Source organism: Achromobacter sp. Bel, from assembly GCF_012928505.1.
Taxonomy (GTDB): Bacteria; Pseudomonadota; Gammaproteobacteria; order Burkholderiales; family Burkholderiaceae_B; genus Achromobacter.
Genome location: NZ_JABBJN010000034.1, coordinates 57,520 through 69,266, shown reverse-complemented (window position 1 = coordinate 69,266; position 11,747 = coordinate 57,520). Strand labels below are relative to the sequence as shown.

Sequence of the window (11,747 nt, the reverse complement as noted above, 5' to 3'; positions counted from 1 at the left end):
TGCTCTTCCGATCTGGCGGGCACCGCGGCGACCGGGGCCGCAGCGGGGGCGGGCATGGGCGTGGGCACCGGTGCGGTGACCGCCTCGGGCGCGGCCACGGCTGCCGTTGCCGCAGCCGGTTCAGCGGCGGCAACGGCGGGTTCCGCCGTTTGCCGCGCGGGCGCGGCAGGCGCTTCCAATGCGGTTTGCGGACCGGCGTCGCCGTTCAACGCCAGCATGCGCAGGCAGGCCATGATGAAGCCCGCGTACTCATCGGGCGCCAGCGTCAGTTCGCTGCGGCTATGCACCGCGACCGAATAGAACAACTGCACGGCATCGGGATGCAGGGTCAGCGCCAGGCGCGCGATATCGGCAGCCAGGGGATCTTCGGCCGGCGTGACGCCGGTGACCCGCTGTTCGATCGCCACGCGCGACAGCAGCACGGCCAGATCGGCCAGCGCGCCGGCGTAGGACAGCCCGCGGGTCGCCAGTTCGTCGGCAACCGCCAGCACGCCCTTGGCGTCGCCGGCGGACAAGGCGTCCAGCAGGCGCACCAGATGGCGTTGGTCGATCGTGCCGAGCATGCCGCGCACGGCGTCCTCGGTCATGTTGCCGGCGCTGTAGGCAATGGCCTGGTCGGTCAGGGACAGCGCGTCGCGCATGGAACCCTGGGCGGCCTGGCCGATCAGGCGCAATGCCGGCACTTCGAAAGCGACTTCTTCCTGGCCCAGCACGGCCTGCAGGTGACCGACGATGGAATCGGCCGGCATCTGCTTCAGGTTGAACTGGAGGCAGCGCGACAGCACCGTCACCGGAATCTTCTGCGGATCGGTGGTGGCCAGGATGAATTTGACGTGCGGCGGCGGCTCTTCCAGCGTCTTCAACATGGCGTTGAAGGCGTGGCCCGTCAGCATGTGCACTTCGTCGATCATGTAGACCTTGAAGCGCCCGGCGCCGGGCGAATACACGGCCTGCTCAAGCAGCTGCGTCATTTCCTCGACGCCGCGGTTCGAGGCCGCGTCCAGTTCCAGGTAGTCGACAAAGCGCCCGGCGTCGATTTCCGTGCATGCGCGGCAGACGCCGCACGGCTTGGACGTGATGCCGGTTTCACAATTGAGCGATTTGGCCAGGATCCGGGACAAGGTGGTCTTGCCCACGCCCCGCGTGCCGGTGAACAGCCAGGCATGGTGCAGGCGTTGGGTGTCGAGCGCATGCGTCAATGCGCGCACCACGTGATCCTGTCCCACAAGGGTATCGAACGATCGCGGCCGCCACTTGCGGGCCAGTACCAGATAAGTCATGGCTGGATTGTAGAGCCTGTTTCGCGTGCTGGCTGAAATGCAAAGGGGACGGGCTTATTCCCGTGGAACGAATCCCTGGAAAATAACCCCGTCCCCCTTGAAAGCAATCGAGCGGTGGGTTGAATCACTACCCGTTGCTTTGAAGAATCCGGTTGGCGAGCCTTACTCCGGCACTGACCCTAAACGACTATGGCTGCTTCGTTCCCGACCTGACCAGGTTCACCGTCGAACCATGCGGAGGGGCCCGCCAACCGGAATTCTAGCAGAGCTGCGCTTCGCTTGCTTGCAGCCTTCCGGCAGGCGGGCCCCTGGGGGCGGGATGTTGCCCCCTCCCCGGCCCTCCCCCCGAGGGGGAGGGAGGGATGGCTTTGCTTCGCTTGCCATTTTTGGCTCGCTTCGCTTTGCCTTGCTTGCTCGCTTCGCTTTGCTCGCTTTGCTGGCTTTGCTGCCTTTGCTGGCTTGCTGCTTTGCTTGCTTGCTGTTTTGCTGGCTTTGTGGGGGCGCCTGGGGCGTGGTGGTTGGGGTAGCGCGGTGGGTTTCGTCTTTAGGACTAGGGGGCAGCGCGCACAAGCCATCATGCGGGTTGCGGACGAATCACTGTTGCAGGTCGATCCAGGCTTTGGCTCTTGGGAAGTACAGGGCAGCCCGGGCTACGCGGCCGTCCAGGGCGGTGACTTGGGTGCAGTAGCGCAGCAGTTGTTCGCCGTGGCGCTGGCGCATGCGGGTGGCGAAGGCGGCAGGGGGTTCGCCTGGGTGGGGGCGGCCGGTCTTGTAGTCGACGATCAGCCAGCCGTCTTCCGTGCTGAGCGCCAGATCGATGACCGAGACCTTGCCGGCGGCGTCGATCAGGGGCCATTCGCGGCGGGCGCCGGATTGGGACAGCAGCCACAGGCCGCGGTCGTCAGCGAGCGTGGCTTGCAGGGTTTCCAGCACGGCCTCTGCGGCGGCGTCGGCCTGGCTGGCGGGGATGCCTGCCCTTGTCAGTTGGCGGCGCATAGCGGGGAGGCGGTCCGCCAGGGCGTTCACCGGCCACGCGTGCACACCGTCCTGACCGATACGGGCGAGCCATGCGTGGGCCAAGGTGCCGATGGCGGCGTCGTAGCCGGCTTCCAGCTGCCAGGCGGGATGTTCGCTGCCGTCGCCCCAGGCGCCGCGGGCGGCGGCGCCGAAGCCGGGGCTGACCGTGATGTCGGACAGGCGTGCCAGTTGCGCCAGGCCTGCGCTTGCCACCCGCCGCAACGGTTCGCCCTGCCATTCCGGGCCGTCAACGGCGTCGGGTTCAGGCTCGCCCTGCATGGGCGGCGGCACCGGCGTGTCCAGGCACGGCCACAGGCGGCCCAACAGACTGGCTGCGGGCGGCGTCTTCACCTGCCCGGTGGCCTCGTCCAGCGACACATGCCCTACCAGATGCAAGCGCTTGCGCGCCCGGGTGGCGGCAACGTACAGCAGACGGTCGATTTCATAGGAAGCGCGACGCGCCTCGCGGGCGCCCAGATAGCGCGACACGGGGTCGGCCTCGGTTTCCGCACGCGGCTTGACCGGGCCGAACAGCACCCGGCCGCCGCTTTGCTCGAAGCGCACCAGCGGGGCCTGGTCGCCGCGCGGCGCGCGGTGCAGGCCGTACAGGATGACGGTTTCGAACTGCAGGCCCTTCGACTTATGCATGGTCATGATTTCGACCGCGCCGTCGTCCTCGTCGGCGGCGTCGGGCGAGGCGAACAGGCGCGAGATGCCTGCGTCCAGCGCGGCGGGGTCGATGGCCCCATGGGGCGCCAGGCGCTCGACCAGCTGGAACAGGCTTTCCGCGTCGTTGGCCACCGACAGGCCGGTATACAGCGCCGGGCCGCCCAAACGGCGCCACAGCGATTCCACCCAGGCCGCGAACGGCATCGCGCCCGAGTCATTGCGCTTGTCCAGCAAGACGGCGGCGACCTGGCGCAGCCGCGCGAATTCGTCGGCATTGAGCAACGCCTGAGCCGACGGCGATTCGGGCGCGGCCGGCGCGGCGTCGAACAGGGAACCTTGCGGCGCCATGTCGGCCGCGGCAGGCAGCGTTGGCCGCACGATACGCAGCGCGCGCTCAAGCAGCACCGGCACCGGGGTGACGTGGTCGTCGCCGAACAGGCGTTGCAACGACGTCAACGTCAGGCCGCAATACGGTGCGCGCAGCACAGACAGCCATGCCAACCGGTCGCCCGGATGCGACAGCGCGCGCACAAGCTGCACCAGGTCCGCCACCACCGGACGCAGGGCCAGCGGCACCAGGTCCACGGCGCGGCAGCGGATACCCTCTTGCGCCAGCCGGCGCGTCAGGTTGCCCAGATGGCTGCGGGCCCGCACCAGCACGGCGACCGGATGCTTGGCACCCTTGTGGTCGACCAACGCCTGGCGCACCAGTCCGACAGCGATATCTTCAGCCTGCTCTTCGGCAGGTGCCGCGCCGGCGCGCGACCAGGCGGGGTGAAAGCGCACCGCCGGGTCCGGCAGCGCATCGTGGAACGCCGTGGACGGGCTGTACGCGATGGCGCCGGCGGCGGCGTCGCTGCGCTTGGGCAGCAGCGACACGAACGACTGGTTCACCCACTCGACGATGCCCGCTTGCGAGCGGAAGTTGTCGGTCAGGTTCAGGAAATCGGGCTGCAACTCACCCACGCCGATATCCGCCACTTCCAGGAACAGGCCCACTTCAGCCTTGCGGAAACGGTAGATGGATTGCATCGGGTCGCCCACCAGGAACAGGCTGCGGCCATCGCCCGCCTGCCACCCGGAGGTCAGCGTGCGCAGCAGATCCAGCTGCGTCTGGCTGGTGTCCTGGAATTCGTCGATCAGCAGATGGCGGATCGACGCATCCAGCTTCAGCAGCAACTCGCCAGGATCATCGGCGCTGCCGAGTGCCGAGGCGGCGCGTTGCGCGATCTCGATGAAATCGACTTCGCCGGTGTCCGCGAAACGCAGGCGCAACTGCGCCACGGCCAGCGCCAGGGTCATCAGCTGGGCGCCCAGCACTTCCCACTGCGCGTCGGTGAAGCGTGGTTCAGGAATATCGCGCACGGCGTTCAAGCGGCGCACCCAGGCGGCCTGCCCGTCGGCCGCTTCCAGCCACGCCACGAAGGGTTCCTTATGCGCGCACTTGGCCGGAAAACCCAGGTTCTTGTTGACCGTCTTGCGCAGACTGCCCGTGCCGGTCAAAAGCAGGTGCGCCACCGCGCGCCACTGGTCCAGCACCTCGGCGTCCGGCGGCAGTTCTTCCGTCCAGTCCAGCAGCGGCAGCAACTTGTTGTCGTCGTCGCCATCCTGCAGATGGGTCGCGGCCAGCCGCGCCGGACCGCACAGCGCGTCGGCCCAGCCATACGGCATGGCCTCGCTGAGCGCGTCCAGGTCTTCGCCGATCGCCTCGGCCAGCATGGCCTCCATGCCCGCGCGATCGGAACCGTGACGCAGCAACGGCAGCCACTGATCGCGCTGGCCCAGCATATCGGCAATGGCGTCCTTGGCTGCCTGTACATCCACGTCCAGATGCTGCAGCAGAACGCGCACGGCGTCGTATTCGTCGGCCAGGTCCAGCGTGGCCCGCGCCGCGGCTTCGTAGTTTGCGCGGGCGTCATCGGTGATCTCGGGCATGCCGCCCAGTTCCGACAGCCACGGCATGCTGCGCACCAGCCCCGCGCAGAACGAGTCGATGGTGCGGATGGCCAGGCGCGCCGGATGGTCCAGCAAATGCCAGCCCTGCTCTGCGTTGCGCGCCAGCGCGGCACGCGCCAATTCCCAGCTGCGGCGTTCATGCATGGCCTCGGGCGGCCCGTCCAGGCCGCGCCGCAGTTTGCTCAGCACGCGCGCGTGCATTTCGGAAGCCGCCTTGCGAGTGAAGGTGATGGCCACGATTTCTTCCGGGCGGGTGACCGTGGCCAGCAGGGCCAGGATGCGGTCGGTCAGCAGCTCGGTCTTGCCGGATCCGGCCGGGGCCTGCACCAGGAAGGAACGGGTCGGGTCCAGCGCGTCGGTGCGCGCGGCGTGATCCTGCGGCAGGCGTTCTTGTTCAGCCATGGCTCATGCGTCCTCGTCGTCCAGATGCAAACGCAAGAATGGCAACGCATCGCAGTATTTCAAATCGTCCCGCCGATAGGCCACATTGGCAGCCACGCCGGCGACGTACTCGTCGGCCAGCGCCTCGATCGCCACACGCCAGCGCTGCCGGATCTCTGCCCAAGATAGGCCGTCGAAGTATTTGCTGTCTTCGGCCAGCGTGACGCCTGGCACGCCCAGGTCTTCGTCGGCCAGGCCTTGCGCGGCCACCTGGCGCGCGTGGATCTGCGCCAGCACCAGGCCCGCGACTTCTCCTCCCGCCGCATCCGCCAGCACCGACGCGTAGAACGGCAGCTGCACATTCACCGGCCGGCTGCGCGACCAGTCCGGTTCGGGCTTGGCGGCGGCCACGCCGGTCTTGTAGTCAACGATGACATTGCGGCCATCGGCCAGGCTGTCGATGCGGTCCAGCCGCAGTTTCAGGTTCAGCGCCCCACGCTGCCATTGGTGGTTCTTTTCCACCTGGGCGACAGCGAACGGCAGCCGCTGTGCTTCCATGTCCAGCCACGAGGCCAGCACCGCCCGGGCGCGCTGGCACTCCAGCGCCTTCAGCGCCGGCGCGTAATCCTTGAGCTCTTCGTCGGCGGCCTGCGCCACCGCCTGTTCCAGCAATCCGGCAAGCCGGCCGGTGGCCAGGACCTCGTGCAAGGCCTCCTGGTCGGGCATCATGCCCCACACCAGCTCCAGCGCCTTGTGCAGGAATTGGCCGCGCACGTTCACCGTGGCCATATCGGCATAGGGAGCCAGTTCGCGCCCGCCCAACCGATGGCGCACAAACGCCCACAGCGGGTTGCGCGCCTGCGTGTCCAGGACGTCCAGGCCCCCGCCCCCGCGGTTTCCCGCAGCCAGCGGCGGGCCCTGATTGTCATCCAGCGTTTCCTGCGGCAACGCCTCCACTGCATCAACCTCGCCCGGCGCCCAGTCCGTCAACGCGGCGGCGGCGATCAGCGGCGACGGGCGCAGCTCGCGCTCGCCGTCCATATGCGCGTGGCTGACGACGAGGTCGGGCGCGCAGCGGCACAGCGCGGCGTACATGCCTTCGGCCCATTCGCGCTCGCGCTCGGGCGTGGCGCGCGGCGCCTTCGCCAGGCGCAGCACGGCCAACGGCAGCAGCGGGTTGGGCTTTGGCGACGCGGGCAACACATCGTCCGTCAAGCCCAGCATCCAGACGCCGTCCCAATAGCCGCCTTCGGCTTCCAGCAGGCCCAGCACGTCCAGCCGCGCCAGCGGATCGCGCTGCGGCTGGAACGACGCCGACCGCGCCACGCTTTGCAGCAGATTGACCGCCGCCACGCCGCCCAGACGACCGGCGGCCGGCGCCAACGCCGAAAAACTGCCCAACGCGTCGCCCAGCGCGCCCATCACTTGATAATCCACGCTGTCCAGCACGGCTTCGCCCGGAAATCCCAACGCCGTCAGCGCGGCCTTCATGCGCAGCATCCAGACATCGCAGGTGGCTTGGCGGCCACCTTGCGTCCAGATTTCCATCGCCTGGTTCCAGGCTTGCGCCAAGGCGGGCGTATCGGCCAACCGCTTCTTCCAATCCTGCGCACCGACATGCCGGACGGCCTGCCGGCGCCAGCGCGCGTCGATGGCGGCCAGGCGCGCGCCGTCGCGCACGTCGCCAGCGCAATGCCCGGCCAACAGGGCGGCGCCCAGCACATCCACGCTGCACCCCTTGCCGGCGGCGCATTCGGCCAGCGCGCGCAACCAGGCCAGCGCCGCGCGCGCCATCGGCCATTCATTCAACGGCCGGCCCACCGCCACGTTGAACGCATAGGCCGGCGCGCCGTCCCGCCCCGCCAAGGCCTGGCTTAACACACGCCGCGCAAAGGGCGATTCGGCCTCCAGTTGCGGCGACACGATGGCGTAGCGCCCATGCGGATTCGCCTTCAAATGGCTGACCGCCCACGCGGCCGCGGCGCGCCATTCCGCGCCCTGGTCCGCCGCTTCAAATCGTCGGGCCACGGTTTCGACCCGTTGCGCGTCGCGCCACTGCCCGACCTCGGTGCCCTGCGCTTCGAAGGCATGCAGCAGCCGGCGAAAGCGCGGCGAAACGTCGGTGAATCCGGCCAGCACCAGCTGGGCGGGCGTCGCCAGCCGTCCATCCTCCAGGGCGCGCAGCACGCGTGCATAGCCCTGATTGGCGTCCTCGGCATCAATGCCCGCCAGCGTTTCGCGGTAGCGAGCGCGCCACCGGGCGAAACCGCGATATTCGTCGGTGTCCGCTCCTGACGGCACGTGCAGGTCCCATTCGTCCATCAGCAGATCGGCGTCCATGGACAACCGCGCCGCCTGGCTGGCGTCCAGCAGCACCCGTTCGGCCTCTTCCGCACGGATGGCTTGTGTCCACACCAACTGTGTGGCGAAACTGTCCAGTCGGTAGGCAGGCACATCGTCGTCCGCCTCGAACGCCAGCTCATTGGCGGACTCCGCCAGCCAGGCCGACAGCGGCAGAATGCGCGGCAGTTCGCTGACCTGACGCTCCTGGCGCAACAGGCCGGCCAGTTCGAGCGTCAACCGGCGCGACAATCGATTGTTCACGGTCAACACCAGCGTGCCGGCGGCGGGCATGGCGCCGATGTCCGCCAGCGATAGATCAGGATAAGAAAGCGATGCGTCCTGCATGGGCACCTACAAAGCGCGTGCCGGAATGGCAGGCGCGGGCGACGAAAAAAAACGACGGAGGAAACTCCGTCGTAGGATACCGCGAGCCGAGCGGCCGGATGCGCCTAAAAGCCGCACAGGGCCGCCAGGTTTTCCCAGTGGATCTGCATCTCGGGCGTCGTGTAGCCCCAGAACGCCAAGCCCAGCACGGCCGCCAGCGCCAGCACGCCCACGGCACGCCAGCCCCGATGTCGGGGGGCGGTGGGGGGATCGGCTGGCGTCATGATCGGGTCTCCGGAAGGCGGGTTCGGGGTGGGCGGAATCCAGGCGCCGGCCTCATGCGGACGCGGGGCGCGGCGCCACCGGGGTCACCGGTTGCTCCCGCACAGGCAGGCACAGCAGCGCCGCCACCACCGCCAGGATCACGCCCAACCACCAGACCATATCGTAGTTGCCGGTCTTGGCGTAGGCGTAACCGCCCAGCCAGACGCCGATGAAGCTACCCAACTGATGGCCAAGGAAGACGATGCCCGACAGCGTGGCCGCGTAGCGCAGCCCGTAGATCTGCCCGATCAGACCTTGCGTGAGCGGCACCGTGCCCAGCCAGAACAGGCCCATCCACGCCGCAAACGCATAAAGTACCCACGCGGACAAGGGCATGGCCAATAACAGCAAGATGCCAAAGGCCCGCATGAAGTACACCACGGCCAACAAGCGCTTCTTGCTGTATTTGCCGCCCAATTTGCCTGCATAGAACGAGCCCAGCACATTGAACAGGCCGATCAGCGCCACGGCGGTCGCGCCCTGCCCCGCCGTCAGGCCGCCGTCGGTTACGTAGGCCGGCAGGTGCAGCGTGATGAAGGCCGTGTGGAAACCGCAGACGAAGTAGCTCCAGAACAGGAAGTGGAACGAGGGGTGGCGCACCGCCTGCCGCACCGCCGAGGCCAGCGATTGCTGCGGCCCCGATTGCGCTTGCGGGCGGCCTCTCAGGAAATAGGCCAGCGGCGCGGCGCACGCCACGAACAACGACAGCACCCACAACGCGCCCGACCAGTCCATGCCGGTGATCAACGCTTGCCCCGTGGGCACCACGGCGAACTGGCCCAATGAACCGCCGGCGCTGGCAATGCCCATGGCCGTGCTGCGATAGGCGGGCGGCACGGCGCGCGCCACGACCGGCAAGATCACCGGGAAGGTCGTCCCAGCCTGCCCCAGCCCGACCAGCACGCCCGCAGTCAGGTAAAGCGTGGTTTCGTCGGTGGCGAAGCGCGTGCCGATCATGCCCAGCATGTACAGCACCGCGCCCAGCGCGATCGTGCGCCCCGACCCGTAGCGGTCGGCCAGGATGCCCATGAAGATGCACGCCACGCCCCACACCAGGTTCTGCAGGGCGAAGGCCATCGAAAACACTTCGCGGCCCCAGCCGTGCGCCAGGCCCATCGGCTGCATGAAAAGGCCAAATGTCGCGCGCACGCCCATGGCAAGCAGCACCACCAAGGTGCCCAGGATGATGGTGCGGGTGGAAATCGTATCGGTTTGACTAGACATGAAACCCGTGTCTCGTTGTTGTATGGGTTTGCGTCCCCTCCTCGGGACAACCCGCACATCATATACAACTCCCCGGGGACGGCGCGGCAATAGCCATGCTGCCGCATCGCACTTTGCCCGTCTGTCACTCGGGCCTTCCCCTTACGACCAAGGTCGCGTGTCCCGCGAATTGATGCGTCTCTATATTGGGCGGAGGCTCGTTCGTCCATAGCAACAAGGAGACCCTCGCGATGACTTCGCCCAAAGGCATGATTGCCGCTGTCATGCGGCATCCCAAATATCAGGAATTGTTGCGCCGCCGCAGCCGCACCAGCCTGCTCTTCTTCGCCATCACCGGCGTGATCTACGCCGGCTTCATCCTGACCCTGGCGTTCGATCCCGCATTCTTCGCCCGCCCGCTGCCCGGCATGACGATGAGCATCGGCATCCTGACCGGCATCCTCGTCGTGGGCAGCGCCGTGGTGCTGATTTCTGCCTACGTCCACATCTCCAACACGGTTTTCGACCCGCTGCTGGCAGCCATCATCAAGGACGTCTCATGAAGCGCAAGACAGCGGCCGCCGCGTTGATCTTCGTGCTGGGCTGCGCGCTGGCGGGCTCGGCCCGCGCCGCGGCGACCGGGCAGGCCAGCACCTCCGCCATTGTCATGTTCCTGACCTTCATCGCGGGAACCATGGGCATCACCTACTGGGCCGCCAAACGCACCCGCACCACATCGGACTTCTACACCGCCGGCGGCGGGTTGTCGGGCTTTCAGAACGGCTTGGCCATCGCGGGCGATTACCTTTCCGCCGCTTCGTTCCTGGGCATCGCGGGCATGGTCTACGTCAGCGGTTTCGACGGCATGATCTACGCCATCGGCTTCCTGTTCGGCTGGCCGGTGGTCATGTTCCTGATCGCCGAACGGTTGCGCAACCTGGGCCGCTACAACTTCGCGGACGTGACCTCGTTCCGGTTGGCCCAAACCCCCATGCGGGTGCTGGCAGCCAGCGCCTCGCTGCTGATCATCGCCCTATATCTGATCGCGCAGATGGTCGGCGCGGGCAAGCTGATCGTGCTGCTGTTCGGGCTGGACTACAACATCGCAGTGCTGATCGTCGGGTCGCTGATGATGATTTACGTGGCCTTCGGCGGCATGACCGCCACGACCTGGGTGCAAATCATCAAGGCAGTCCTGATGCTCTTCGGCGCCACGCTGATGACCATCCTGGTGCTGTCGGCCTTCAACTACAGCCCCGATGCGCTGTTGGCGGAGGCCGCCCGCGTGCACCCGTCCGGCCAGGAACTGCTGGCGCCGGGCGCGCAGGTCAGCAGCAATCCGCTGAACGCCTTGTCGCTGGGCATCGCACTGGCCTTCGGCACCGCCGGCCTGCCCCACATCCTGATGCGCTTCTTCACGGTATCCAACGCCAAGGAAGCCCGCAAGTCCGTGATCTACGCCAGCTCCTTCATCGGCTACTTCTATCTGCTCACGTTCATCATCGGTTTTGGCGCGGTCGCGCTGCTGGTGCGCCACCCCGAGTATTTCGCGACGGGGCCGGACGGCGGGTTCGACATGATGAAAAGCCTGATCGGCGGCACCAATATGGTCGCGGTCCACTTGGCCAACGCCGTGGGCGGCGATCTGCTGCTGGGCTTCCTTGCAGCCGTCACCTTCGCCACCATCGTGGCGGTAGTGGCCGGTCTGGCGCTGGCTGGCGCCGCGGCCATTTCGCATGACCTGTACGCCAACGTCATTGCGCGCGGTCGCGCCACCGAACACCAACAGTTGCGCATTTCGCGCTTGTCCACCATCGCCCTGGGCGTCATGGCCATCCTGTTGGGGATCGTGTTCGAGAACCAGAACGTGGCGTTCATGGTGGGCCTGGCCTTCGCCATCGCTGCCAGCGCCAACTTCCCCGTGCTGGTGCTGTCGATCTCCTGGCGCGGCTGCACCACGCGCGGCGCGACCATCGGCGGGTTCCTGGGCCTGGCCAGCGCAACGGTCTGGGTCGTGCTCAGCCAGACCGTATGGGTGGAGGTCTTCGGTTTTTCCTCCCCCGTCACGCCCTTCCCCAACCCGGGCATCCTGTCCATCCCGCTGGCGTTCTTCTCGATCTGGCTGTTCTCGAAACTGGACCGAAGCCCTCGGGCCCGGCGGGAAGCAGAGGCCTTCGACGCCCTGACCGTCCGCAGCCAGACCGGCATCGGCGCCACCACCGCCGTCGGCCATTAACCGTTCAAAGGACC

The 11,747-nt window shown here is 67.4% G+C and carries 7 protein-coding genes and 1 other RNA gene; 2 read left to right on the top strand and 6 right to left on the bottom strand.

The window, feature by feature from the left end; all coding sequences use genetic code 11:
• From dnaX to HG262_RS20465, 6 genes are all read right to left on the bottom strand, one after another.
• A partial coding sequence (gene dnaX / locus HG262_RS20490) for a DNA polymerase III subunit gamma/tau (protein WP_169272763.1) occupies window positions 1–1,280 on the bottom strand: 1,280 nt, incomplete at its 3' end.
• A gap of 151 nt (window positions 1,281–1,431) precedes the next feature.
• Window positions 1,432–1,529: signal recognition particle sRNA small type (ffs, locus tag HG262_RS20485), an RNA gene on the bottom strand.
• A 345-nt stretch (window positions 1,530–1,874) separates the two neighbouring features.
• Window positions 1,875–5,324 carry a UvrD-helicase domain-containing protein gene (locus HG262_RS20480; RefSeq protein WP_169272762.1) on the bottom strand — a complete coding sequence of 1,150 codons (3,450 nt, stop codon included), beginning with the start codon at window positions 5,322–5,324 and terminating at the stop codon, window positions 1,875–1,877.
• A 3-nt stretch (window positions 5,325–5,327) separates the two neighbouring features.
• Window positions 5,328–7,991 carry a PD-(D/E)XK nuclease family protein gene (locus tag HG262_RS20475; RefSeq protein WP_169272761.1) on the bottom strand — a complete coding sequence of 888 codons (2,664 nt, stop codon included), beginning with the start codon at window positions 7,989–7,991 and terminating at the stop codon, window positions 5,328–5,330.
• 104 nt (window positions 7,992–8,095) lie between these two features.
• Entirely contained in the window at window positions 8,096–8,254 is a 159-nt protein-coding gene (locus tag HG262_RS20470) for a hypothetical protein (protein ID WP_169272760.1), read from the bottom strand.
• Between the two features lie 52 nt (window positions 8,255–8,306).
• Window positions 8,307–9,518 (bottom strand): MFS transporter, encoded by a 1,212-nt coding sequence (locus tag HG262_RS20465; protein ID WP_169272759.1) that lies wholly within the window; start codon window positions 9,516–9,518, stop codon window positions 8,307–8,309.
• A gap of 230 nt (window positions 9,519–9,748) precedes the next feature.
• Here HG262_RS20465 and HG262_RS20460 point away from each other — a divergent pair, with 230 nt between their 5' ends.
• Window positions 9,749–10,060: a DUF485 domain-containing protein gene (locus HG262_RS20460; protein ID WP_169272758.1), complete on the top strand. Its 312-nt coding sequence runs from the start codon at window positions 9,749–9,751 to the stop codon at window positions 10,058–10,060.
• Window positions 10,057–11,733, top strand: coding sequence for a cation/acetate symporter ActP (actP, locus tag HG262_RS20455; protein WP_169272757.1), 1,677 nt, complete (start codon window positions 10,057–10,059; stop codon window positions 11,731–11,733). Before HG262_RS20460 ends, actP begins: the two co-directional genes overlap by 4 nt.
• The last annotated feature ends 14 nt before the right edge of the window (window positions 11,734–11,747 follow it).

Coding starts and splice junctions, on each gene's coding strand:
- HG262_RS20460 (WP_169272758.1), top strand. CDS start 9,749: ATGACTTCGCCCAAAGGCATGATTGCCGCTGTCATGCGGCATCCCAAA.
- actP (WP_169272757.1), top strand. CDS start 10,057: ATGAAGCGCAAGACAGCGGCCGCCGCGTTGATCTTCGTGCTGGGCTGC.
- HG262_RS20475 (WP_169272761.1), bottom strand. CDS start 7,991: ATGCAGGACGCATCGCTTTCTTATCCTGATCTATCGCTGGCGGACATC.
- HG262_RS20470 (WP_169272760.1), bottom strand. CDS start 8,254: ATGACGCCAGCCGATCCCCCCACCGCCCCCCGACATCGGGGCTGGCGT.
- HG262_RS20480 (WP_169272762.1), bottom strand. CDS start 5,324: ATGGCTGAACAAGAACGCCTGCCGCAGGATCACGCCGCGCGCACCGAC.
- HG262_RS20465 (WP_169272759.1), bottom strand. CDS start 9,518: ATGTCTAGTCAAACCGATACGATTTCCACCCGCACCATCATCCTGGGC.